Below are 25,075 nucleotides of genomic sequence, written 5' to 3' on the forward strand. Positions count from 1 at the left end.
CTCCAAAAACAATCCGTACGGCATGTAAAGTCTGCTTTGAATGTACCTGCGTGCACTCCTGCACGTAAAGCAAACGGGAGCCAGCATGGCGTCGCCGACCACGAGAAAGCACCGCACCCAGGCGGAACGCAGCGAGCGCACGCGTGAGCTGCTGCTCGACGCCACGATCGAGTGCCTGGTCGAGCTGGGGTACGCACGCACGACCGTGCAGGAGATCTGCCAGCGGGCCGGGTTGTCGCGTGGCGCGCAGCAGCACCACTTCACGACCAAGGCCGAGCTGATGACGAGCGCGCTGGAGCACCTGTTCAAGCGGCTGTCGGAGGAGATCCTCACGGCGACGACCGAGCTGCCCGCCGGGCAGGAGCGGATCGAGGCAGGCATCGACCTGCTGTGGCGGGCGTACTCGGGGACGCTGTCGACCGCGGCCGTCGAACTGTGGGTCGCGGCGCGCACCGACCCCGAGCTGCGGGCGACGCTGCTGCCCGTCGACCGGGCGCTCGGGCACGCGACGCTGGAGTTCTACCGCGAGCTCCTCGGCGCGCCGATGGACGACGAGCGGCTCAGGGCGCTGGTGCTGCTGACCGTGAACCTGGTCCGGGGGCTTGCCCTCGACGCCATGATCGGCGGGGACGAGCGGCGGCGCGCCGCACTGCTCACGGAGTGGAAGACGCTGGTCGTCGACCAGTTCGGAAGGCGGTGAGCGGCCCGGCCCTCGCGCGGGCCGCTCACCGCACTAACAGAGAAGAGGGTCGCGGACGCGATACGTGACGTTTGCTCTAGCAACGAATGACAGTCAGTCCGCGCTCTGCCACACGACGTCAGCGAAGTAGTAGTCGGCGATCTCGGCTGCCGCCATCCGCGCCTCGTCCCGCCACGGGCCGATGGAGTCGAGGTCGTCGAGCGGCACCCACCCGGCGTCGTCGTAGCGGTAGCCGCTCGGCCGGGGGTCGCCGAGATCGAGGTCGAAGGTGGCCTCGCTGGGGAGCTGGCAGCGCCACACCCGCAGTACCGCCCGCACCGGGTTGTCGTCGGCGTCCTGCCAGCCGAGGATCGTGCGGTCGGAGAGCAGCTGGTCCACGCAGCTCAGGCCGACACCGAACTCGTGCTTGAAGAAGTCGTCGAGAGTGTCGCGCTCGTCGCCCCTCGTCTCGGCGCCGGGCAGCTCCCAGTAGCCGGCCATGGACGGGGGCTGCGAGCGGCACGCCACGAACAGCCGGGACTCACGGACGATGGCCGTGCCGAGCACGACGGTGTCCTCGCTCATGGACCCAGTCAGTCACGTCGGCTGGTGGTGTCCCAGTGGGTACCGGGTGTCCGTTCGGGCGACGGTCAGGTCACTTCGGGGCACTGGCAAGATGCCCCGTGTGACTCAGCCCGCACCCAGCTACCCCCGCTACCAGCCCCTGCCGCCGCCGATGATGCGTGCCGCGCCGCCGAAGGCTGCTGGTGGTGGCCTGACCAGCATGCTGGCCGGGATCCTCGCGTTGGTGGCCGCCGGCCTCGCCTTCGGCGGGTCGTTCGCGCCGATCACCACCTTCCGCAACACCTTCGAGGGTGGCGACCAGACCACGGTGACCGCCAGCAAGATCAGTTGGTGGAGCCTCACCGACGACGGCAGCTCGACGCCGTTCGAGACGGAGAACCTGCTCTTCTGGCTGGTTCTCCTGTTGGTGGCGGCGTTGTTGGTGCTCGGCGCGGTGTTCGCCTTCGTGGCCTCGTCCACGCGGTCGCCCGGCCCGACCACCGGCAGTCGCTCGCTCATCACCGCCGGGGTCGGTGTGCTGCTGGGGGTGCTGCTGCTCGAGTCGCTGCAGGTGCTGAGGGAGTCGTCCACCTACGACAACCGGCCGCTGGAGTCGGGTGAGTCGCTGGACTACCTGGTGGGACTCGGGCTGGTCCTGCCGCTGTGTGGACTCGGGGTCGGCTTGGTCGCGGTGGTGCTGGCACACGTGGGGCAGCGGCAGCGGGCGTTCCGCGAGGAGCCGAACACGCCGAAGATGGGTTTCCCGGCGCCCTACGGGTACCGGCCCGCGCCTGCCGGGGCTCCCGGTGCGCAGATGCCCGTCGGTGCGGCGCCCGCCAAGGACCTGTCCGCCGAGCGGGCGACGGACGCGGAGTGGGCGGACAAGGCAGCCGACGAGGACGACAACTCGTCGGACACCACGGTCGTGGTCAGCGGGGCCACCGTCGCGGCACAGGACTCGTCCGCGTCCGCCGAGGAAACGCAGACCCCGGCGCAGGCGGCACCGGTCACGCCGCCCGCTCCCCCTGCCCCGCCCGCGTCGGTCGAGGCGCCTGCTCCCGCGAGCGCACCGGGTGCCGCGACCGCGGCGGCGGCGAGTGCCTCGGAGGAGAACGCCGCCACCAACGGGACTTCCGACGCGGCGGCGGAGAAGGCGGACGCCGGGAAGGACGACACGGAGAAGGGGCTCGGCGACCTGCCTGCCGCTCCTCCCGCGCCGGAGCTGGTCAAGGACGGCGAGAAGGACGAGAAGTAGCCGGATCCACGGAAGGGCCGCCCGGAGCACCACGTGTTCCTGGCGGCCCTTTTCGCAAGATCGACCCGCCCGGCCCCAAAGGGCACTGACCAGCGGTCACACTGTGCCGCACCATTGGGCAACGGTGTCGTTGTGCCCTGTCTTGCGGAACGGGATTGCGAGATGATCCAGACGTGTTCGACCCGGCGGGCGCGCGGCGTGTACCCGCCTCGCTCCTACTGATCGCCCTTGCCCTCTTCGGGGCTGCCGGATGGTGCGTCTGGTCGAGGGTTGCCTCGCCAACGGACGGCGCCACCATCAGCCCCGCGGACAGTGCTGTGTCCATGGGGCACATCGTCGTCTCCGCCATCGGGACCGACAGCCCGCTCCGCTTGGGGGACGAGGTTCTCGCCATTGACGGGCAGCGCCTCGCCGAGCGGCTCGAACGGCCGCCGGGGGGTGCCACGACCAGCGCGGGTGACGTCCTCTCCTACCGGGTGGAGCGCAACGGGAGGCAGTTGGTCGTCGACGTCACGCTCCACCACTTCCCGCTGCTGCCCGCCATCGCCGACTGGTGGCCCATGATGCTGGTGGGGGTGCTGCTCGTGGCCACCACCGTCACCGTCTTCTGGGCCAGACCGAGGGATCCGTCCGCGCACGCCACGCTGCTGACCTCGGCGATCGGGATCGTCGCGATCGTCGGGGCGGGGTTCTTCCCGCTGACCGCGGTGGATCTCGTCGCGGGCAACCAGTTCTGGCGGCACTACACCGGACAGGTCGCGTTCGCGCTGCTGTGGGGCGCGGTGCTGCACTTCGCGATCGCCTATCCCGCGACGACGCTCACGCGACGGCAGCGGTGGCAGGTGCTCGCCGGGTACGCCGGACCGGTCGTGCTCTACGGCCTTGTCTGGCTGGCCACCGTGCTCCTGCTGCCGGGGCCCCTGGAACGGCTCTACATCCTGATCGTGCCCGTGCTGCCCGCGCTGTTCGTGTACCCGCCGGTCATCACCACGCTGCTGGTCCGCAAGTTCCGGCGCGGGGGCGTGCCGACGCGGCGGCCGACGCTGTGGCTCCTGGCCGCGCTGATCGGCAGTGTGGTGGCGTACTTCGTGATCTGGGTGGTCCCGGTGATCGTGGCGGGCAAACCCCTTGTGTCCTACGAGATGCAGGCGTTGCCGTTCATGGCGGTGCCGGTCGCGATGTCGGCGGCCGTGCTGCGGCACCGGGCGCTCAACATCGAGGTCGCGGTCAGCAGGACCGTGGTCTACGGCGCGCTCACGATCGGAGCCGTCGGCCTGTACGTCGCGGTGGTCAGCCTGTGGTCGGCTTTGTTCGGGCCCATCACGAGCGTGTGGTGGCAGGCCGCGGTGGCGGCGGCCATCGCCGTGGTGTCCCAGCCTGTTCGGGCGCGTCTGCAGTCGCTGGTCAACAAGCGGCTGTACGGGGACAGGGAGGACCCGTACCGGGTGGTGTCCGGACTCGCGTCCAGGCTGGAGAACACGCCGATCGTGCCCGCGCTGCTGCCGGAGATCATCGAGACCGTCGCCGCCGCGCTTCGATTACCCCACATGGCGATCGAGATCCAGGCCCGCGGGCGCAGCGAGACGGCGGCGAGCGTCGGCACACCGACCGGGGAGCTGTACCGGATGCCGCTGACCTACCACGGCGAGCGCGTCGGGAACCTGGTCGTGGGACGGCGGTCCGCGCAGCGCGAGCTGACGCGACCGGACCGGATCGCACTCGCCGAGGTCGCCCGGCACGCAGGCGCGGCCGTGTACACCGCGCGGCTCACCAGGGACCTGCGGCGCAGCAGGGACCGGCTCGTGCAGGCGCGGGAGATGGAACGGCGGCGGATACTGCACGAGCTGCACGACGGAGTGGGCCCGACGCTCGCCGCGATCGCGCTGGGGCTGGACGTCAGCAGGCGGACGGTCGGTGACGTCACACCGACGGGTGAACTCCTGGGGCGATTACGGGACGAGCTGCAGGCGGCGATCGTCGAGATCCGCAGGCTCGCGCACGGCCTGCGCCCGCCGGTGCTCGACAGGATCGGGTTGATCCCGGCAATCCGGGAGTACGCCGGGGCACTCGCGAGCCGGACCGGCGGCCGCGACGAACAGGAGGACGGGGTGACGATAGTGCTGGAGGTACCGGCCAGCATGCCGAAGCTGCCCGCGCCGGTCGACGTGGCCGCGTACCGGATCATCTGCGAGGCACTGACGAACGTGACCAGGCACGCGTCGGCGAAGTCGTGCGCGGTGCGGCTGTGGGTCGACGACGACCTGCACATCGAGGTCGTGGACGACGGCATCGGGCTGCCCGCCGTGCCGGGCGGTGGCGTGGGGCTGTCCTCGATGCGCGAACGGGCGACGGAACTGGGCGGCGAGTGCCTGGTCGAGGCGGATCACGACGGTGGGACAAGGGTGTTCGCTACGCTTCCCCTGCCAAAGGAGGGCGGGTGATGGAGACGACTCCGCGGCTGCGGGTGCTGGTGGTCGACGACCACCCGCTGTTCCGGTTCGGCCTGTGCACGGTCCTGTCGGACGAGCCGTCCCTCGACGTCGTCGGCGAGGCCGCGAACGGCCGGGACGCGGTGTCGGCCGCGAGGACCTTCGAGCCGGACGTCGTGGTGATGGACCTCCACCTGCCCGACATCGACGGCATCGAGGCGACCCGCCAGATCGTGAGCGAACGGCCGACGATCGGGATCATGGTGCTGACCATGTTCAACGACACGGAGTCCGTCTTCGCCGCCATGCGGGCCGGAGCCAGGGGGTACCTGCTGAAGGGGGCGGGGCAGGAGGAGATCGTCCGCGCGGTGCACGCGGTGGGCCGAGGCGAGGCGATCTTCGGGCCGGACATCGCCACCCGGGTGCTCGGTTTCTTCAACGCGGGGCCCGTGCAGACCTCGGACCCGATCTTCCCGGAGCTGACCTCCCGGGAGCGGGAGGTGCTGGCACTCATCGCCGACGGCGAGAGCAACTCGACGATCGCGCGGCGCCTGTCCCTGTCCCCCAAGACGGTCCGCAACCACGTGTCGAGCATCTTCACGAAGCTCCACGTCGCCGACCGCGCACAGGCCATCGTGCGGGCGCGGAAGGCAGGCATGGGTGAGGGCTCACACGGGCAGTAGGCCGGACCGGCCGTACTGAAGGACGCCTTCAGTACGGCCAACGTTACGAAGGCGTCCATCAGTACGCCCAGTCAGAGCGCCCAGCGTTACGAAGGCGTCCATCAGTACGCCCAGCGTTACGAAGGACGCCTTCAGTACGGCCAGTCAGAGCGCCCAACGTTACGAAGGCGCCCATCAGTACGCCCAGCGTTACGAAGGACGCCTTCAGTACGGCCAGTCAGAGCGCCCAACGTTACGAAGGCGCCCATCAGAACGCCCAGCGTTACGAAGGACGCCTTCAGTACGGCCAGTCAGAGCGCCCAACGTTACGAAGGCGCCCATCAGAACGCCCAGCGTTACGAAGGACGCCTTCAGTACGCCCAGTCAGAGCGCCCAACGTTACGAAGGCGCCCATCAGAACGCCCAGCGTTACGAAGGACGCCTTCAGTACGGCCAGTCAGAGCGCCCAACGTTAGGAAGGCGTCCTTCAGTGCATGCAGGTGGGCGGTCCCGATCGGGACCGCCCACAGAGGACATCAGTTCAGATCAACCCTTCGCGGAGGGCGTAGGCCACCGCGTGGGAGCGGTTCTTCAGCTGGAAACGGTTCGTCACGTCGTGGAGGATGCTTTTGACCGTCCGCTGCGAGTAGCACAGCTTGTCCGCGATCTCCTTCGTGGACAGGCCCGACGCGACCAGGCGCAGCACCTCGGTCTCCCGGTTCGTGATGCCCGCCAGGTGGAGCCCCCTCGGCTCCAGTACGTGGCGCTGCAGGCGGGAAACCCGGTTCAGCAGTCGGCCCAGCAGGTCCGGGGGCAGTGCCCCCTCGCCCGCGGCAGCGGCCTTCACCAGTCGCACCAGGACATCCGGGGTCGTGTCGGCGCGGCGGGCGACCGCGCAGACGCCGCCCTCGACGGCCGTCAGGATCTCCGTGTCTTCCAGTTCCCCCGCGATCAGCACCACGCGCGTGAAGCCCCGGACCTGAAGCGTCCGCAGCAGTTGTGCCCCCCGGTCGTCGAAACGGTCGGTCACCACGAGGGCGACGGAGTCGGGAGCCACGGCGGCTTCCTCGTCGACCAGCCACACCTCCTGCCGCGTGCGCAGCGCCATCTGGACGCCGCTCTGCAGGATCGGGTCGGTCGCCCGCACGACGACCGGGATACGGCTTTGCTCCAACATCTGTTTTCTGCTCTCCCTAGCACGCCCCCGACTCGACGCCCAGCACGTCGAAGCCCGCGCAGGAGAAAGACTGCCCCATGGTGCGTCCCGGGCACATGGGACCAGTGTCCCGGGTTTGCCCGCCGGTGACACCGAACGTGGCCGGCCGGTCACGCAGAAGGGCCCCCGAGCAGCGTCGGGGGCCCCAGATACAAGTAATTCTACCCCGCCGAGGGGCCGGAGAGCCTGCCGGAGAAGGACACCGACGGACGGCACTTCCCCGTCGCGGGCTCGGGTGCGCCGGGCAGCTGGCAGCTGACGTCGATCGTGAGCGGCTTGTCCGGGCTGAACACCAGCGGCTCGAGGAAGTGGAAGTCGAGGTCCCGGAAGTTCGCGAGGCCCGTCTCGTACAGCACGTCGTCGCCGCGCTTGATCTGCAGCGTGCCCGCGTCGCCGCGCGGGTTCTGCAGGATGATGTCGGTGATCACCAGCGTCTTGTCCGCGGGGATGGCGCCCTCCGGGACGTCGAACGCGTCGAACTCCTCGGGGTCTGGCCGCGCGTCGGCGTCGGTGGTGATGCGGAAGTCGACGGCCTGTCCGGTGCGGATGTTCACGCCCTTCGAGTCCTCTGTGGCGCCGCGGGCACCCTCGTCCGCGCCGGCACCGCCGGGGCCACCACCCGCGGCCATGTCGTCGACCTTCTTCTCCGCGGCGACGGCCTTGTCCTCGGCCGTGTCTGCCTTCTTCTCGGCCTGGTCGACCTGCTCCATCATCGCGGCGTTCTCCGCCTGGGCCTGCTGCTTGCCCGCCTCGCGCGCGGCCGTCTGCACGGTCGGCTTGACGAGCGTGAACCACAGGACGGTCAACACCACCGCGGCCGCGAGGGCCGCGACGGCCACCGGCAGCAGCCACTTCGGCAGCAGCTGCTGCTGGACGACCGTGCCCTCGGCGTTGATCGGCGGCAGCTCGCCGGAGGTCGCGGTCACGCCGAACGGCAGCCGCTTGTCCTGGCCGCGCATGAACCGGTCGTGCGGCTTGGCCTTGAGCTTCAGGAACGCCGACGTGCCCGGCTGGACGACCAGCGAGCTGTGGTCGAGGGTCAGCTTCAGCTGCTCCTCGGGGTCGTTGGTGATCACCTCGACCGGGATCGGGTAGTTGCCGGAGTTGTCGACGACGATCTCGTGTACCGCCCTGGTGCGGCACTTCGAGGTCTTGGGCGACAGCTCGAGCTGCAGGTCCATGAACGGCTCGACGTCGACGACGCCCTCGGCGACCGACGAGTTCTGCGGGTCCTCACGCGAGAGCACCCGCACCCCGAAGGGCACCTGCCCGGCAGGCACCGACGAGTTACGCGGCGGCGTGAACCGCACCGTGGCCTCGCCGTCCGCCCCCGGCATCAGGTTCATGACGCGCGGCTCGACCTCGGTCCACTCCCGAGAATCGCCGACTATGTCCAAAGTGAACTGGTCGACAAGCGTGCCGTTGTTCCGTACCAGGATCTTTGCCTCGATCGACTGGCCCGGGGTCACGGACAGCTGCCTGCTCGCCAGCGACGTGGTAGCTCCCATGGCAATGGAGTGTCTTCTCCACAACGGTCGCGGGCAGCTTGCGCAAGGGAGCGTGGCAGGGCGGGGCGGGCTGCCCCATCGGGCGCGTCCGGGCGTCCACTACGCCACCCGCGCGCCGGGACCGGGTGAGGGCCGTTCGCCATACCGTCAGGCGCGGTGAACCACGCCTATCTGTGAGGTCGAGCCGTGCCCACTTCCATACTCCGCAGCAAACGCGCCGTCGCGATGGCAGTCGCCGCGACGGTAGCGGGCGTTTCCGCCGTCGTGCTGCTGTCCGGCCAGAGCTCGCCGGCCCAGGCGGCGGCAGCACCCGGCTCGACCGTACGCGCCTCGGTCGGGAACGGCACTCCACCGCCGGAGTCCCCGAGCGGCGGCTACGACCAGGAGCTGTCGGCGGACGGCACGGCGGTGGTGTTCACGTCGTCCTCGCGGCTGGACACCGTCGAGACCGGTGACCAGCAGAACGTCTACGTCCGCGACCTGCGGAACAACAGGACGGTGCTGATCAGCCGGGGCCAGTTCACCAGGCCGCCGGTGGACCCGACACCCGACCCGACGCCCGACGAGCCTCCCATCGGCAGGCCGAGGCTCACCGGGGACCCGCTGCTGTCACTGAACGGCGCGCAGCCGACCCTGGACCTCGGCGAGGTGGCGGCCACCGGCGCCAGCTACCAGCCGACGATCTCGGGGGACGGCCGGTACGTCGCGTTCGTGACGTCGGCGGACAACATCGTGCCCGAGGACGACGACACCGACGGGGACATCCTCGTCTGCGACCGGGACCCGGACGGGGACGGGACGTTCGACGAGGCCCGCGACGGCGGCGACCTCGACTACCGGTACTTCCGGGTGAACGTGCCGCAGTGGTACGACAGCGACAGCGGCGCCCACTACCGCACGGACTACCCGTCCTACCCGAAGCTGTCGGACGACGCGAGCCGGATCGTGTGGGAGGACTACTACGACACCGGCGAGGGGTACGTCAACGCCGTGCGCACCGCGCGGCTGCGGGCCGAGGTCGGCGGGGTGGCGAGCGCGGTCGCGGCGCCGGGCAGCGGCGCCCAGCTCGTGTCGACCCCGCTCGACGGGCAGCAGCCGACGTCCCAGTACTGGGGCGACGTGTCGGCGGACGGCCGGTACATCGTGCTCGTCGCGGACTACGTGCGTGCCGAGGGCGGCGGCGAGTTCCCGGACTACGTCCCGTTCCACGCGGTGATCCGCAGGGACATGGAGTCCGACGCGGTGCTGCGGGTCGACTGGGACGTCAACACGACGGCCGAGGCGGTCACGTACCTGTCGGCGGACGAGTCGGTCAACCTCACCGGGCCCTCGATCTCGGCCAACGGCGGGGAGATCGCGTTCGAGGCAGAGGAGTACGAGAACTACTGCTCCGAGGGCAGCTGCTGGTCGTCCGTCGCGTCGCAGCCGATGGTGTACGTGGTGCGCATCTCCTCGGACGCGACGCCGGTCGACTCGATCGTCGCCTCCCGCGACAACGACAACGAGATCATCAACGGGGCCACGCCCGCGCTGTCGGGCGACGGCCGGTTCCTCGCGTTCGCCACCGACAACGCGAACGCGCACGACGGCATCGACGTGTCGGTCGGCGAGGGCTACAGCTGCCTCACCTACCGGGGCGACCTGGCGCGCGGGAAGATGCTCAACCTGTCCGGCCTGCCACCGACCTCGGAGACCCGCGACGAGCGCGTGGTCTGCCAGGTCGTCGTGCGGGACCTCGTCGTCGACCGGGCGCGTCTGCGGGAGGAGCAGCCCCGGCTCCCCGGCACGCTCGCGTCGGCAGGCACCGGCACGGACTGCGCCGAGGAGGTGCCCGATGGCGCCACCTGCGGTGGTGACGACGACTCGCCGCCGTACACGAGGACGACGCCTTCGTTGTCCCACAACGGGTCCACGGTCGCGTTCGACTCGGACGCGACGAACCTGCTGCCGAGCGGCGAGACCGACGGCAACGGGCGCACGGACGTGTTCGTGCGGACGTTCCGGCCGGACCTGCGGGCCGACCCGACGCCGCTGGACTTCGGCGAGGTGGAGCTCGGCGACACGTTCGACAGGGTGGTGCGGTTCGACCACGTCGGCACTGGGCCGATGGTGATCACGGACGTCGTGGTCGAGGGGTCGGACGAGTTCGCGCTCGGCGCCCAGACGTGTGCCGGCGAGGCCGTGGTCCTGCAGCAGGCCGGGAACTGCGAGGTGTCGGTGACGTTCGCGCCGACCGACGAGGGCGACCGGGACGGCACGCTGCGGCTGACGCTGCGTGATGGCCGCCAGTTCACGGTTCCGTTGCGCGGCAGGGGAACCAGGGAGGCCGTCCCGCCGGAGGAGGCACGCTTCGCCGCCGGGCCCGACCCGCTCGCCTTCGGTGACCGGCTGCTGCTCTCGGACGGCCCGACCCAGACCGTGACGGTGACGAACACCGGTGGCTCGCCGCTGACCGTCAAGACCGTCGAGATCGTGTCCGCGACGGCACAGGCCGACTTCCCGGTCACCGCCGACACGTGCACCGGGAAACCGTTGGCACCCAAGGGAACCTGCCAGGTGACGGTGGCGTTCTCGCCTGCCGCCTCCGGCGACCGCGCGGCGGTCCTGCGGTTCACCGACGACGCGCCGGGCGGCGCCGCGCACCTGATCGGCCTGACGGGCAAGGGAAGCACACCGACGATCCAGGTGGTGCCCGGCGTGACGCAGCCGGGCCGCGTGGTGACGGTCGGCGGCACGGGCTTCGCGCCGAACAAGCCGGTCACGATCACGATCACGGGCTCGACCGAGACCGCGAAGGCCGTCGCCGACGCGACGGGCGCGTTCTCCCAGGGCCTGCTGATCCTGCCGAAGTCGACGATCGGCAACCGCCCGGTGATCGCCACCATCGACGGCACCGCCATCAAGGCCGAACGGCCGCTGTTGATCGTGACCCCGTCGGTCACGGCGTCGGACTTCGTGGTCCGCAGCTGACACGATCGAGCAGGTGCGGTGTCGGCTGAGTAGTCGACACCGCACCGAGCGTCACCCGGCTGGGGGGTTTCCACCCCGATGTCCGACGGGCACGCTGGGACCCCTCAGGCTCCCGGGGGACTCGTGGTTGGCACAGGTCGGCATCAGCACCTCAACCAGGCGCTGCTGCGCATACCGCGCCGCGCGGAGAACTCCGCGCGGCACTCGGTGTCGAGCACCTACGTCGAGGCGGGTTCGCTGGCCGCGCTGCTGCACTCGAGCGACCACCAGATCCTGTACGGGCGGCGTGGGACCGGGAAGACCCACGCGCTGCTGCACCTCTCCGACCTGGTCGGCGCCATCGGTGACGTCGCCGTGTACGTGGACCTGCGGACCATCGGGTCGGCGGGCGGCATCCACTCCGACAGCACCCTGCCCGCGGCCGAGCGCGGCACGCGCCTGTTGATCGACACGATCGAGGAGCTGCACGACGGGCTGCTGTCGGTCGCGATGGAACAGGACGTGGCCGAGCCCGACCAGCTGCTGCGCGGGCTGGACCGCCTCGCGGAGTCGGCCACCTCCGTGCAGGTCGTCGGCGCGGTCGAGCGGGAGACCACGGTCGGCGGCGCGGCGGAGTCGGTGCGCAGCGCGGAGGTCTCGCTGAGCACCTCGCCCGGTGCGCGTGCCACGGCGAGCACACGGCAGTCGCTGTCGGCGCGGAGCAGGACACTGAGGTCCGGGGTCGAGCGGCACCACGTGATGTTCGGGCCGCTGAGCCGTGCCGTGCGCGCGATCGTGCGAGCCCTGGAGCCGGCGCGGCTGTGGTTGCTGCTCGACGAGTGGAGCAGCGTGCCCCGCGACCTGCAGCCGTTCCTCGCGGACCTGCTGCGCCGGGCGGTGCTGCCGGTCGGCGGCCTCACCGTGAAGATAGCGGCCATCGAACGGCGGTCCCAGTTCGCGGCGTACTCGGGCTGCGGCGAGTACGTCGGCATCGAGGTCGGTTCGGACGCCGCGTCCTCGGTGGACCTCGACGCGTTCCTCGCTTTCGACAACAGCGAGCCGCAGGCCAGGGAGTTCTTCGCGCGGCTGTTCCACAACCACACGTCGGTGTGGCTGCGGGTGAAGGCACCGCCGGAGGACGCGGCGGCGTTCGTGGCGGAGTGCTTCCGCCGCAACGCGTTCACGGAGCTGGTGCGTGCCGCGCAGGGCGTGCCGCGCGACGCGATCAACATCGCCGCGCTGGCCGCCCAGCACGCGCACGACAAGCCGATCGGCGTGTCGGACGTGCGCAGGGCCGCGCGGGACTGGTACCTGCGGGACAAGCAGACGGCCATCGCGACGAACGAGCCCGCCCGCCAGGCGCTGCGGGTGTTGATCGACGAGGTGATCGGGCACCGCCGCGCCCGCACGTTCGTGGTCGACCAGCTGACGCGCGAACGGGCAGGCGTGATCGAGGACCTGCACGACGCACGCCTGCTCCACCTGCTGCGGCGCGGGATCGCGGACCCGAACCACCCCGGCGCGCTCTACGACGGTTTCGCCATCGACTACGGCTGTTACGTGTCGCTGATGCTCGACAACGCGAAGTTCCAGATGCGTGGCCGCGCCGACTGGATCAACTCGCCGAACGGCATGCCCCCGGAGGGCTACCGCATCGCGAGGTCGGCCGTCGACCTCAGGACGCTGCTCGACTGAGGAACGGGACGACGACGGCCGCGAAGTCGTCCGGTGCCTCGCTGTGGATCCGGTGCCCCACCGGGATCTCCACCACGGTCGCGGTCGGCATCAGTTGTGCGGCCTCACGCAGGCGTCCCTGGTCCACGTGGCTCCCCTGGCCGCCCGCGAGCCACAGGGTGTCCGCGGGGATCCGGGGGAGGCCGGCCCACCACGTCGGATCCGGCGTGCGGACCAGGTGTTTGACCGTGTGGACCACCGCCCAGTCGAAGTCGACCGGCTCCGGGGGCGCCGCCGGGACCTCGATCGGCTCGGTGCGCTCGTGGGGCGGCGGGGCGATGTCCTCGACGACCATGAGGCGCACCCGGTCCGGCGCCTTCATCGCGACGTGCATGGCGACGGCGCCGCCCAGTGAGTGCCCGACCAGGTCGACGGTGTCGTGGCCGTGGCGGTCCATGAAGTGGAGGACGTCGTCGGCCATGGCGGTGAAGGTGTAGTCGTCGGTGTGCGGGGAGGTGCCGTGGCCGCGAAGGTCGAGCGCGACCGAGTGGCGGGGAAGGCGCTTCGCGAGGTCCGCCCAGGTCCGCGCCGAGCTGCCGAGTGCGTGGAGCAGCACCACCGGCGGGCCGCCGTCGGGCTCGCCGGTGGTGCGGTGGCCGAGTTCGATCACCCCGCCACGCTACAACTCCTCGAAGAACTCGATCTCGCTGATGGCGAGGTTGGTGCCGCTGACCGACTTGAACGTGGACACGACGTGGATCTCCACGCTGTTCACGCCCTCGCCGTTCTCGATCTCGAGTGTCTGCGGGTCCGGCCGGTCCTGGACGTTGACGTCGGTCGTCTTCCCGTTGGAGAACACCAGGTGCAGCTTCTGCGCCCGGTGCGACTCCTTGAAGCCCGCGCCGTCCCCGTTGTGCACGATGATCTTCGCGAGGTCGACAGTGCGGTCGAACTTCACCACCATGTTCGGCTCCACGCCGCCGACCGGTGCCGCCCAGTAGCTGTCCGACTGACCGTCGACGGCCATGTTGGCCGGGTGGTCCGGCAACGCGACCGACGCGACCGGTGCCTCCGCGGCGGAGACGGGTGCGTACTGGGGGAAGAAGATCTGCTCGAAGGTGCCCTTGGCCTCGGCGGCCTGCTCGTTGACCCAGCCGCGGAAGGGCGCGAACAGCCCGTAGGCGACACCGCCGATGACGAGTGCCAGCGCCACCACGCGACGGATCGTCTTGAACGTGGTGCTGACGAACACGCCAAGCTTGCTCTTGCCTGCCCGGCCGCCGCGCTTGGGACGCTCGCCGGACTTGCGGACCTTCGCGCCGCTCCTGGGCAGGAGCTTGCGCCACCACGGCGTCTTGACGGTCTCCGCCTCGGCGAGGGAGGTGCCACACCGACTACAGAACTTACGCGCGACGGTGTTGCCCTCACCGCACTCACCGCAGACGAGGTCGCCCGGCTGGAGCTTGCGGGTAGGGGGCTGACGCCGGACCGGAGGCGGTTTCCTGGTCGCCTCCTGGGGGACGACGGAGTCCGGTTGGGTGGTGGCCTTTCCGGTGACCGGGGCGACCAGGTCACTGGCCTCGGCCGCGGTGGCGGCTGGTCTCGCGGGCTCGGGCGGGGGTGGTAATGCCGGACCGCCGGACGCCGGTGGTGGCGGTTTGGGCGCGGGTGGGGTCGACGCGACCAGATCCGCGGGCGACGAGCCGTTGCCGGCGGGCGCCACCCCCGAGATCGGGAGGACGAACGGGTTCGCCACCCCGCCCGGGGCGTTCGGCGGCAGCTCGGGTCCCGCGCCGGCCCGCGAAGCCAGCGCGGCGGGAGCACCCGCACCGGGTGGAGGAGGCAGTGCAGGCCCCGCCCCCGGCAGGGGCGGCAACGCCGGACCACCGGAACCGCCAGGCGACTTCGACCCACCTGGCGGAGGCAGCGCTGGACCGGCCGTAGGTGGTGGCAGTGCGGGACCGCCGGACGAGCCCGTTCCACCCGGCGTCGGAGGCAACGCAGGACCGCCCGACCGCGACCCACCTGGCGGAGGAGGCAGCGCTGGACCGCCAGAGGCAGGAGGCAAGGCCGAACCCGCAGTAGGGAGTGCGGAACCACCGGACACACGCGACGGCGACGCCGACCCGCCCGGCGGAGGAGGCAACGCCGGCCCCCCGGCAGGGGGCGGTGGCACCGCCGGACCGCCATGGGTGCCTGGCGTTGACGCCGAGGCGACGGGCGCAGCTACCGCACCGGCAGAGACGCCTGGCGGAGCGGCAGGTGATGCGGGAGGAGGCGGCATCGCGCCAGGGGGTGGTGGCGGCGCCGCACCAAGAGGCGGTGGGGGCTTGGCCACCGCACCTGGAGGTGGAGGCGGGGTCGCGCCGGGCGGTGGTGGGGGCTTGGCTACCGCACCCGCCGGCGGCGAGGGCGCCGCGCCAGGGGGCGGGGGCGGCTTGGCCACCGCGCCAGGGGGCGGCGCCGCACCGGGAGGTGTGGCCGCGCCAGGGGGCGGGGGTGGCTTCGCCGCCGCGCCAGGCGGCGGTGGGGGTGTCGCACCCGGAGGAGGCGGCGGCTTGGCCGCCCCGCCGGGAGGCGGGGGTGGCGCGCCGGGTGGGGGCGGTGGCTTGGCACCCGGCGGAGGCGGAGGCTTCGCACCCGGAGGAGGCGGAGGCTTCGCACCCGGTGGCGGAGGCGGCTTCGGTGCTCCCGGCGGGGGCGGGGGTTTCGGTGCCCCTGGCGGTGGCGGCGGCGCCCCCGGCGCGCCAGGGGGCTTCGGCGGCCCAGGCGCTCCGGGCGGCTTCGGCGCCCCGGGAACACCCGGCCTCGGCGGCACCCCGGCACCCGGACGCCCCGGGACACCCGGCTTCGGCGTCTCGGCCACCGGGTCCCGGTCACCGACATCCAGGTACAGGGCCGACTGCAGGCGGGCGAACCAGCCCCGTTTCGGCTGCTCCTCCTCTTCCTCGACAGCCTTGGCCGGGACCGGCGCGGGCGCCAGCTTCTCCCCCGTCCATTCCAGGAACGCGCCGCACGAACCGCAGAACGCGTCCGCCTCCTTGTTGTGGAAGCCGCATGTCTTGCAGACGATCACGGCCGATCCACCTCCACTCTGTGCACAACGTGTGCTGGTTTGGCTGCCGCTACCGCCGAGTCGACGAGATCCATCGGGACGCTCGCGGGGTCGTGCACCCGGATGCGCACGGCCAGTCTTGGGGACGCCTGCCCAGGCATCGCGGCGCCGGGGTTCTTCGACCAGCCGACCGCGCCGCTGTCCGCTATCTCCACCCGGCCGCCGGTGAGCACCTGGAGGTTGGCCCGCAGGCCGGCCACCGTGCCGCGCATCCGGTACATCTCCACCGCCGTGGCCACCACGGCCCTGCGGCGCTCGATCGGCCAGCCCTCGTCAAGCTCGATCCCCACCCAGCCGGCCAGCCACTCGAGAAAGTCCTCCGGGGCCAGGTACGGGTCGAAGTAGTCGACTATGCAGTCCAAAGTGGACAGGATGGGTGCCATCACGTCGTCGAAGCCGCCCACGAACCGTTCCGTGAACGGGTCTTCCTGGTACACCGCGGGCAGCATCTCGATAATCGGGGACGCCGTCGCCATGCCCGTCACCAAGCCGCGCATCAGTGGTCCTCCACCTTCACGTGGTGCTCGTAGGAGAAGATGAGGCTGTGCGGGTCGACGTCCAGCCGCTGCGTCTCCTCGCCCCGCTCCCCCGTCACCGGGTTCGCACCGAACAGCCGCACATCCTCGACCAGGTCCACGCCGCGAACCCGTTGCAGCAGCGCGTACACGTCACCCGACTGCACCGGCCGCCCGAACTCCCAGCCCCGGCCGTCCCGGCCACCGCTGATCGGGTTCAGGTACCGGTACAGCGCCTCCAGCGCGTCCGCACGCACCCTGGCCGCGTCCAGGCGCGGCCTGGCGATCACCCTGGCCACCACCGTCACGCCGCGGAAGCGTGGCGGGGACACCAGCACGCGCGTGCCGATCAGGCGGACCTCGTCCAGGCGCTCGGAGATGCGGGACAGGGTCTCCTCGCTGGGCACCAGCTCGGCGAAGTCGATCTTGCCCTCGACCTCGGCCGCGGCCGGGACGACCAGGATGCGCACCGAGCCCGCGTCCGTGTCCTCGTCACCTGCCGTCACACAGCGGACGCGGGCCACGTCCGGGGCCGCCTCCTGCGTGATGGCCTCGTAGTCCTCCGCCGTCACCGCGCGGCTGCGGGTGCGCAGCAGGATCGGGCCGCGCGCCTTGGCCTCCTCGATGTCCTCACCGTCGACGCCACCCCACGCGGCCTCGATGTTCTCCACCCTGGAGACGAAGGGAATCGACGACTTCAGCGTCTGGATCGCGCCCTTGCCGACGTTCCCGACCCTGCCGCCGCCCGTCGCGTACCTGCGCAGGCGGAGGGTCGTGCCGTACGGGGGAACCGCGCCGTACTGGCGGAGGCCGCCGTCCGGCTCGCGGATCGCGGGTCCGAAGTGGACGGTGCCGGAGGTGCCGTCCAGGATGTAGTGCCGGTCGTCAGGGCCGCTGGCCGCGAAGTTGTGTACCCGCGTCCACTCCTGCCAGCCGTCGTCGGACATGATCTCGAGGGCCGCATCGCCCGCGCCGATCACGACCGGCGCCCGCGCGACCGAGAACTGCTGTCCCGGCACGCCTTCCGAGTCGCCGAGGATCTCCTCCTCGACGATCTCGCAGTGGCTCGCCACCACCGTGCCGCCGATGGTGCTGGCCGACAGCGCGGCGACGAACGGCGACGCCTCGTAGGTCGGCCAGTCGGCGTCGACCTCGACGACCCGCGCACGCAGCCAGCCCGCCGCGTTCCCACCGAGCACGGCCGACTCGTGGTCGCCCGGCACGTGCACGTGGATCTCGCCGTTCGCGTTCAGCGCGCCGGTCTCGTCCGTGCTGACCCGGCAGCGCCGCCACTCCGTGCCGTTCCACGCCTCCCACCGCAGCGGCGGGTGGTCCGGGTGCACGCCGACGCCCTCGACACGGCAGTCGAAGTCCAGGCGCACCACGCAGTTCGGCACCGGGTTGGACAGGCCGACCAGCAGCACGTCGTCCACGCGCGGCACCGGGGAGAAGGCCGGGATCGACTGGCCCATCCGCAGCTCGTCGGTGTGGTCGACCTGGCCGTCCGCGTCGGCGGCCTGCGTCGCGACGAAACTGAGCGAGCACGGCAGGATCTGCAGGTCCTCACTCGTGGAGAACACCACCGACTCGTCGTGCTCGGTGCGCAGCGTCGCGACGTTCGTGCCCGTCACCACGCCGACGGGCGTGATGGCGGGCGCGGACAGCCAGAACGTGACGCCCGCCTGCGCGGGGGTCGGTGGGATCAGCCGCAGCCCGATCAGCTCCAGGAACTTCACGTACAGCCGGTCGGGGACCTGGTTGAGCCGGAACAGCAGCTGGTCGGTCATGAACGCGAACGTCTCGATCAGCGTCACGCCGGGGTCGGACACGTTGTGGTCCGTCCACTCCGGACAGCGGCGCATGACCATGCGCTTCGCGTCGTCGACCAGGTCCTGGAAGCGCCGGTCGTCGAGATTGGGGGCAGGCAGCGCCATCAGTAGTCACTCCCGTCCTCTGGGATGGTGTAGAAGGGGAAGACCAGGTTGCGCCGGTCGTTGGTGTCTTTGGGCCGGTACTGGATGTCGATGTAGAGCACGCCGTCCTCCTCGGGGTGCGGCGTGACGAGCACCCCCTCGACGTCCACGCGCGGCTCCCAGCGCAGCAGCGCGTCGTGCACCACCTGCGACAGCTCCGCGGTGGTCTCCACGTTCACCGGCCGGAACACGAAGTCGCGGATCCGGCTGCCGAACTGCGGGCGCATCGGCCGCTCGCCGGGATAGGTCGACAGGATCAGGCGCATGGCCTGCTCCAGCTCGACCTCCCTGCGCACCAGGGCGATGCCCCCCTGCGAGGCGACACCCAGTGGGAACGCCCACCCGGCGCCGATGAAGTCCTGCTGTGTCGAATGGCTCGTTCCGCTCATCCGCGGGCCACCTCCTTCCCTAGTTCAGCTTGATCAGAGAACCCTTGACCTCGACGATGGCGCTGCTCTCGATCTTCACGCCCATCTTGCCGTTGAGGGAGAGCTGGCCGTCCGTCTCGATCTTGATCCCGCCCGTGCCACCCTTGATCGTGATGCCACCCAGCTCACCGCACTCGATCGTCAGGGAGCCGTTGGGCGACTTGGACTCCGGCGGTTTCGGGCTGCACGCCAGGGTGACAGTGCCCGCGACCTGGTCGATCACGAGACCCATCTTGTCGCCCTTGGTACCCAGCTGGATCTTCGACGCGATCGGCGGCAGGCTTCCCGGCGGCCCGGGCGGCAGCTCGTCGGTGAACATCAGCTGATTCGCAGCGGGCGTCGCGAAGCCGCGCTTGGTGACCACGCCCGAGCCGGACACCGCGGTCTTCAGCTCGCCGTAGTCGGTCTTGCTGTTGGTCAGTCCACCCAGGACATACGGGCGGCGCGAGTCGCCGAACTCGAAGCCGACCAACACCTCGTCGCCGACCTGCGGCACGAAGAACGCGCCGGTCTTCGCGCCGGAGCCGAACTGCACCACGCGTGCCCAGTCGGACTCGTAGTTCGGCGACAGCCACGGCAGCGCGACCTTCACCTTGCCGAGCTTGTCCTTGTCGGACACGTTGGTGACGATGCCGCACACCAACCCGCCGAAGCCGGCGTCGCTGGTCTTCGCGCCGCCGGAGGCGAGGCCGAGCAGCGACCGGTTCTGCCTGCCGGACACGAAGAACCGCGTGTGGTAGCCACCCTCGTTCGCGTCGAACACGTGCTTGGCGTTCGTAACGAACCACTTGCCGCAGAACTGTTCGGGCACGCCGTCGATCTCGACCTCCGCGCCCGCCTGGATCTTCGGGTCCCCGTCCGCGTCGCCCTCCGCCTCGGCGAACGTGCTCGCGATGTGGTCGGCGAGCCCCTTGGCCGCCGCCTCCGCCGCGGTGTCGGCCGCCGGACCCACGCCGAGCGGCCGGTCCACCATCAGGTACGCGGTGTTGCTGGCCGCCTGCCCCAGGTTCAGGCTCGGCATGCCGGGAATCGACGGCAGGGGCGGCAGAGCGGGCAGGGAGATCAACCCGTCGGTGAAGGACTTGGCGAGCTTCGCCGGGTCCTGGCCGTCGATCGTCGCGGTGCCCGTCGCGGTGCCCACCTTGGCCACCGCGACGCGGGCGTCCTTCGAGTCCCACACCCGGACCTCGACGTCCGGCGTCAGGTTGGCCGCGGACAGGCGGGGCAGGAACGTGTGCAGGTTGTCCTTGAACGTGAGCTTGCCGCCGAGCCCGAGCGCACCTGCGATGGCGTCCACGATCCCGCCCAGCAGACCACCGCCGCCGTCCTTGCGGCCGGACGCCTTGCGGAAGAAGAACTTCCCGCCGACCACCCCGGTCTCGTAGCCGATCTCGCGGGCCCGCTGCGTCAGGAACTCCCAGTCGGTCTGGGCGATCTGCGCGACGTGGTCGTGCGCGACCGAGGTCTCCTCGACCTCGCCCTTCTCCAGGCCCGCGCTCTCGGCGACCCGCGTCGCGATCTCCGAGTCCTTCATGTTCAGGAACGTCCTGGTGCGCTTGGCACGTTGCAACCGGTGCGCCTTCTCGTAACCACGCACGATCGAGAAGATCTCGCCCTCCTGGCAGATCGCCTCGACGGACGTGACCTCGCCCTTGATCAGCGACTCGGTCGAGTCGCTGTCCGCCGCCCCGGCGAAGACCTCCACCGTCGCGCCGATCGACAGGCCCGCGTCCTTGACGATCGAGCCCTCCTCGTCGAGGAACGTCAGCTCGAACATGTCCGGCAGGTGCAGGTGTGTGTCGACCACGGCCCGGATCAGGTTCTCCATCACGTTGGGCAGCAACGGGATCCCGAGCACCTTGCCGACCTTCACGGTCGGCCAGACGATCGCCGTCGAGCTACCGCCGAGCAGTCCGCCCAGTGTCATCGCGCACGCCCCTGGTCCAGCTCGTCCGGGTTGGGCAGGTAGACCGTCGCGCCGGGACGCACTCGGTTCGGGTCCTGGATGCCGTTCACCTCGGCGATGCGCCGCCACGCGCCAGGGTGGCCGTAGTTGGCAGTCGCGATCGACTGCAGCGACTCGCCGTGCGCGACGGTGTGCGCGCGACGGCCGGTGAGCCCACCCGAGGTCGGGTTCTGCGGGAGGGTGCCCAGGAGCGAGGGCTGCTCGTTCATGGTGATGGAAAGCTTGGCGCGGATGGGAATGCCCGCCGAGGTGAACCGCGTGTAGCTGATCTTGACGTTCGAGAGCTTCACCGTGTACATGAAGCCGATCATCGGCGGACCCCACTGGAACGTCAGCTCCGGCGGCTCGGTCTTGAGGTTCTTGCCGAGCGCGGCGGACAGGACCTGACCGAGGAAACCCGCGCTCGGGTTCGTCCACGTGAGCAGCGTGTCGCAGCGCAGCTTCGTGTCGAGGCCCTCGAAGATCACGTTGTTCACCGAGATCGTCATGGGCTTGACCTTCGGGGTGGTCCGCCTGCTGCCACCTCGCGCTGGCGACGGTTTGTCCGAGGTCACCGCCGTGCGCGCCACGCTGATCTCCGTCGGGTTGAAGTCGAAGTACACCAACCCGATGTTCGGCAGCGTCGTGCAGCGGAGCATGGCGGGCACGCGTGCGCCTGCCAGCGCCGCGGCTCCGATCGCCACGCCGGCGGCGATGTTCGCCCCTCCGGCAACCATGGCCACGGTCATCGTCAAGCCCCTCTACTCACAGGAAACCCTCATGTGCGAGCACCAGCTGCTCCATCGCGATGCCGATCGACATCGCGTCGAGGTCCGGGCCCTTCCAGCTCTCCGGGTACACGTTGCGCAGCGTCCACTTCGTGACCGGTATCCCCCGCGAGTCGAACAGCGTGATCGTCGCGGTGCCCCCGCCGCCGCTCTTGTTGGCGTCCACCCAGTTCGCCGCCTGGTCCTGCAGCCAACCGAGGACCTTGTCGGTGTCGTCCTTCTTGATGGCGCGGGACAGGATGACCGGCGAGTACTTGATCATGCCCGGCATGATCGTCTCGTACTGGTAGTTGCCGCCCTCCGCCTGGCGCTCCGGGTTGAACTTCACCTCGAGGCCCTGGCAGCGGGCCCAGCCACCGAGGTCGACGCCCTGGACCGACACGTGGAACCGTGCGGTCAGGGCGAGCATCGTCTGCAAGCTGGCGGTCATCGTCGGTGCCCCTACGGCTCTAGCTTGTTCTCGTCTTCGAGGAAGCCCTTGTGGACCAGCTCGAGCGTCTCGATCGCCACCTGGCTCGCGCCTGCGTCGAAGGAGTTGATGGCCCACTTGGCGGGCATGACGTCACGCAGCTTCCACTTGGCCTTGGGCACCGGGTCGCCGCCGGAGGTGTACAGCTCGATGAAGCCCTCGAACGGCTCCCACTTCCACGACGTGCCGTCCAGCCACTCCTTGGTCTTCTCGAACTCCTCGGAGACCCCTCGGGAGAGCCGAACGTTGGTGTACTTGGTGTTGCCGGGGAAGTAGAGCCGGTCGTTGCCGCCGTCGCCCATGCGGTACTCGGCGACGTCCCAGGTGACGTCGAGCCCCTCGGCCTTGGACCAGCTGCCGAGGTCCCACTTCTTCATGCCCGACATGCTCACCACGAACCGGTTCGACAGGCCGACCTTCGACGTGTCTGACAGAGGCATTGCGTACTCCTAACGGAAATCGGTGAGCAGGCCGGCCCGCTCACGGTCGACGAGCAGCTCGGTGCGCAGACGGCTGCGCAGCCGGTCGTAGAGGCGGGTCGCGAGCTCGTCGAGGTCGACGTTCTCCAGGTCCAGCCCGGAACCGCCGTTGTGTCGCGCGTTCTGGTCGTCGTCGTGCCCGCCGTCCCGCTGCCCGGCCTCGTCCTCCTCGGGCTGCCACCACGTGTCGGTGTCGAACTGGGTGGCGGTGGCGGCGTTGGTGATGCCCATCTGGTCGGCCACGCGTTCCCCGACCGGGCGCCGGTCGTTGGTGCGACCGCTGAACCAGCTGTCCGAGCTGCCGACGCGGGCCGACAGGCCGTGCTCGCCGAAGCCGTAGTTCATGTTCATGCCGGTGACGGCGTGCATCCAGGACGCGGCGGAGTTCGGCTCGTACCGCTGTGCGGGCGGCTGGCTCGGCGGGGTGGAGTGCGAGCGCGAGCCGTGGTGCGTGCCCGTGCCGTGGTGGCCACCGTGACCCGACTCCGACGAGACCTGGCGGTCGATCGCGGTCAGCTCCTCGTGCGACAGGCTCGTCACCGGCATCGCGCCGGGGGCGAGGTTGCGGTTGTGCGTGGCGATCGCGGCGGCCACGAGCTGGTCGCGGCGCGCGGCGGCGTTGAACCCGCCACCACCCTGGGCGGTGTGCGCGCCGGGGCGGTCCGGAGCGTGCCGGCCTTCCCCGTTCTCCTGCTGCAGCAACGGGTTCGTCCACTCCGCGACCACGTGTCGCGCCGACTCGGTGGCGATCTTGCCCACCTCTTCTGTCGTGGCCGCGTCGAACGGGCTGTCGAGGTGCTGCGGCGGGGTGGCCGTGCTCGTCGTCGCCCGGGCCGAGGTCAGCTCGGTGGCGAGCTGCGCGGCCATGGAGAGGTCGGGCTCGGGAGCCGAGGTGGAGACCGCGGGGGCAGCCGTGGGGGCGTGGATGAGGGGCTGCGGCTCGACGGCACCGGACTCGCCGCCGTAGAAGCGTTCCGCGTCCTGTGCCTCGGCCTCGAGCTGCCGGCCCAGCGGCGAGTCGGGGGCGGGCAGGTGCGCGCCGAGGGTGCGTTGCTGGACGGCGTGCACCAGCTCGTGGGCGAGCAGGCCGCGGGTGCGGGGCGAGTCGGTCGGGCCGGCCTCGTCCGGCAGGAAGACCGCGCCACCTGCCGCGAAGGCCCTGGCACCTCGGGACTTCGCCGCCTCACCCACTTTGGGGCCGCGGTACACCGGCACGTCCGCGACGTCGGCGCGCTGCCGGTTGCGAACCTCGTTGGCCAGTGCGGTCGGCACTCGGTCCACGACCGTCGCACGTGGACGCGTCCGACGCGGGGCCGGACGCAGCTCCGCCGTGGCGCGGTAGGTCGCGGCCACGGGCTTGGCAGGCACGTCAGGCCGGCTCTGCTCGACGTTCGGTGTGCCGGGACTCGGCTCGCTCGGCGGCTTGGGAACCTCCCGCGCGACCGGCGGGGCTTCCGGAAGGGGAACCGGTGCCGGCTCGGGGGCAGGTTCTGGTGCGGTCTCCGCGACCGGCTCCCGCGCTGGTTCCGTCACCACACGCGCAGGGGCCGCCTGCGGTGGCGGCGGCTCCTGCGACGGCTGTGGTGGTGGCTGCGGTGCCGGTGGCGGCTCCACCGCGCCGTCCACTACGGACGGTGGCGCCTCCGGGTGCACGAGCTGCGGTCCACTGATCGGCGCACCGAGACCCAGGCGCCGGGACTGGCCGAGGTTGGGCCGCCGCCTGCGTGCCGGTGGCGACACCGGATCCGCCGGTCGCACGTCCTCCTCCATGCGCGGGGGAAGGTCTGGCTTGGGCGGGTTGCGTAGCTCCGGCGGCAGGAACGACGGTGGCTCGGCCACCACCATGTCCTCCTCGATCGCGGGCTCGGAACTCGGCGCCGGGGCTGGAAGCGCGGGCAGGCTGGGCAGGCCCGGGATCGCGGGCAGCGCAGGCGAGGACTGGCCTGCCTTGGCCCAGTCCGGCATGAACCGCAGCCAGCCGGGCGCCCGGTGCGGCGTGGCGGGCTCCCTCGGCTCGCCGACGTACTCGTCGACCGCGTCGACCAGTGGCACCACCTCGCGCGGCGCGGCCACCACGGGCCGCCGCACGGTCGGCACCGGCAGGTCGACCCCCTGGTGCACAACGGTTTCCGTGACCCGCACGACGGGCCTCGCGAGGCCCGTGACCGTGCCGGTCGGCGGCTCGACGGCGCTCGTGCCGCGCCGGTCGAGCCGCAGCAGCGGCACGACCGGGGCGGGCCCGACCACGAGCGGCACCGAGGTGGGGATGACGGTGGGGATCACCGGCAGCGTGGCCCACTGACGAGCGGGCGCACGCAGGCCGGCAGCCTTGTCCGAGGGAGCGGCGACGCTCTCCTGTGGACGGTCGCGCTCCACGGTGGCCTCGACGGCCTGCTCGGCCGCCTTCCGCCGGAATGGCCAGCGCAT

General features: G+C 70.9%; 19 protein-coding genes. 6 read left to right on the forward strand and 13 right to left on the reverse strand.

The genetic code is table 11. From position 1 onward, the window contains the following. The first annotated feature begins 85 nt into the window (after positions 1–85). Positions 86–700: a TetR/AcrR family transcriptional regulator gene (locus tag CLV71_RS27845; protein ID WP_133905826.1), complete on the forward strand. Its 615-nt coding sequence runs from the start codon at positions 86–88 to the stop codon at positions 698–700. 93 nt (positions 701–793) lie between these two features. Here CLV71_RS27845 and CLV71_RS27850 read toward each other — a convergent pair whose 3' ends face one another. Beyond that, positions 794–1,264, reverse strand: a complete 471-nt coding sequence (locus tag CLV71_RS27850; protein WP_133905827.1) for an NUDIX hydrolase — start codon at positions 1,262–1,264, stop codon at positions 794–796. Positions 1,265–1,364: 100 nt separating this feature from the next. Between CLV71_RS27850 and CLV71_RS27855 the strand changes: the two genes are divergently transcribed. The 3 genes from CLV71_RS27855 (at position 1,365) to CLV71_RS27865 (ending at position 5,610) form a co-directional block, all read left to right on the forward strand. Continuing rightward, entirely contained in the window at positions 1,365–2,498 is a 1,134-nt protein-coding gene (locus CLV71_RS27855) for a hypothetical protein (protein WP_133905828.1), read from the forward strand. A gap of 323 nt (positions 2,499–2,821) precedes the next feature. Further along, positions 2,822–4,939, forward strand: a complete 2,118-nt coding sequence (locus CLV71_RS49495; protein WP_133905829.1) for an ATP-binding protein — start codon at positions 2,822–2,824, stop codon at positions 4,937–4,939. Beyond that, positions 4,939–5,610 (forward strand): response regulator, encoded by a 672-nt coding sequence (locus CLV71_RS27865; RefSeq protein ID WP_133905830.1) that lies wholly within the window; start codon positions 4,939–4,941, stop codon positions 5,608–5,610. The genes CLV71_RS49495 and CLV71_RS27865 overlap by 1 nt, the downstream gene beginning before the upstream one ends. A gap of 520 nt (positions 5,611–6,130) precedes the next feature. Here the strand turns inward: CLV71_RS27865 and CLV71_RS27870 are convergent. Next, entirely contained in the window at positions 6,131–6,766 is a 636-nt protein-coding gene (locus CLV71_RS27870) for a helix-turn-helix transcriptional regulator (RefSeq protein WP_133905831.1), read from the reverse strand. Between the two features lie 200 nt (positions 6,767–6,966). Then, positions 6,967–8,313 (reverse strand): COG1470 family protein, encoded by a 1,347-nt coding sequence (locus tag CLV71_RS27875; protein ID WP_133905832.1) that lies wholly within the window; start codon positions 8,311–8,313, stop codon positions 6,967–6,969. Positions 8,314–8,499: 186 nt separating this feature from the next. On the opposite strand from CLV71_RS27875, the gene CLV71_RS27880 reads away from it, so the two are divergent. Continuing rightward, positions 8,500–11,283 (forward strand): choice-of-anchor D domain-containing protein, encoded by a 2,784-nt coding sequence (locus tag CLV71_RS27880; protein WP_133905833.1) that lies wholly within the window; start codon positions 8,500–8,502, stop codon positions 11,281–11,283. A gap of 123 nt (positions 11,284–11,406) precedes the next feature. Beyond that, positions 11,407–12,957, forward strand: a complete 1,551-nt coding sequence (locus tag CLV71_RS27885) for a hypothetical protein (RefSeq protein ID WP_243866744.1) — start codon at positions 11,407–11,409, stop codon at positions 12,955–12,957. Here CLV71_RS27885 and CLV71_RS27890 read toward each other — a convergent pair. The 10 genes from CLV71_RS27890 to CLV71_RS27940 form a co-directional block, all read right to left on the reverse strand. Beyond that, positions 12,938–13,606, reverse strand: a complete 669-nt coding sequence (locus tag CLV71_RS27890; protein ID WP_133905835.1) for an alpha/beta fold hydrolase — start codon at positions 13,604–13,606, stop codon at positions 12,938–12,940. The genes CLV71_RS27885 and CLV71_RS27890 overlap by 20 nt on opposite strands. Positions 13,607–13,615: 9 nt before the next feature. Then, entirely contained in the window at positions 13,616–14,812 is a 1,197-nt protein-coding gene (locus CLV71_RS27895; protein ID WP_133905836.1) for an NADase-type glycan-binding domain-containing protein, read from the reverse strand. Positions 14,813–16,008: 1,196 nt separating this feature from the next. Next, positions 16,009–16,548: a phage tail protein gene (locus CLV71_RS27905; RefSeq protein WP_133905837.1), complete on the reverse strand. Its 540-nt coding sequence runs from the start codon at positions 16,546–16,548 to the stop codon at positions 16,009–16,011. Beyond that, on the reverse strand, positions 16,548–18,500 hold the full coding sequence (locus tag CLV71_RS27910; RefSeq protein WP_133905838.1) for a putative baseplate assembly protein: 1,953 nt from the start codon (positions 18,498–18,500) through the stop codon (positions 16,548–16,550). The genes CLV71_RS27905 and CLV71_RS27910 overlap by 1 nt, the downstream gene beginning before the upstream one ends. Further along, positions 18,500–18,928: a GPW/gp25 family protein gene (locus CLV71_RS27915; protein WP_133905839.1), complete on the reverse strand. Its 429-nt coding sequence runs from the start codon at positions 18,926–18,928 to the stop codon at positions 18,500–18,502. The genes CLV71_RS27910 and CLV71_RS27915 overlap by 1 nt, the downstream gene beginning before the upstream one ends. 19 nt (positions 18,929–18,947) lie before the next feature. Continuing rightward, positions 18,948–20,894 carry a phage baseplate assembly protein V gene (locus tag CLV71_RS27920; protein ID WP_133905840.1) on the reverse strand — a complete coding sequence of 649 codons (1,947 nt, stop codon included), beginning with the start codon at positions 20,892–20,894 and terminating at the stop codon, positions 18,948–18,950. Further along, the gene (locus tag CLV71_RS27925; protein WP_133905841.1) at positions 20,891–21,661 is read right to left on the reverse strand and encodes a LysM peptidoglycan-binding domain-containing protein; all 771 of its coding nucleotides are present in this window, start codon (positions 21,659–21,661) and stop codon (positions 20,891–20,893) included. The genes CLV71_RS27920 and CLV71_RS27925 overlap by 4 nt, the downstream gene beginning before the upstream one ends. 16 nt (positions 21,662–21,677) lie before the next feature. Continuing rightward, on the reverse strand, positions 21,678–22,130 hold the full coding sequence (locus CLV71_RS27930; protein WP_133905842.1) for a phage tail protein: 453 nt from the start codon (positions 22,128–22,130) through the stop codon (positions 21,678–21,680). A gap of 11 nt (positions 22,131–22,141) precedes the next feature. Continuing rightward, positions 22,142–22,609 carry a phage tail protein gene (locus CLV71_RS27935; protein WP_133905843.1) on the reverse strand — a complete coding sequence of 156 codons (468 nt, stop codon included), beginning with the start codon at positions 22,607–22,609 and terminating at the stop codon, positions 22,142–22,144. A gap of 9 nt (positions 22,610–22,618) precedes the next feature. Beyond that, on the reverse strand, positions 22,619–25,075 hold the full coding sequence (locus CLV71_RS27940) for an eCIS core domain-containing protein (RefSeq protein WP_133905844.1): 2,457 nt from the start codon (positions 25,073–25,075) through the stop codon (positions 22,619–22,621).

The organism is Actinophytocola oryzae (assembly GCF_004364325.1).
In the GTDB taxonomy this organism is placed as follows: Bacteria; Actinomycetota; Actinomycetes; order Mycobacteriales; family Pseudonocardiaceae; genus Actinophytocola; species Actinophytocola oryzae.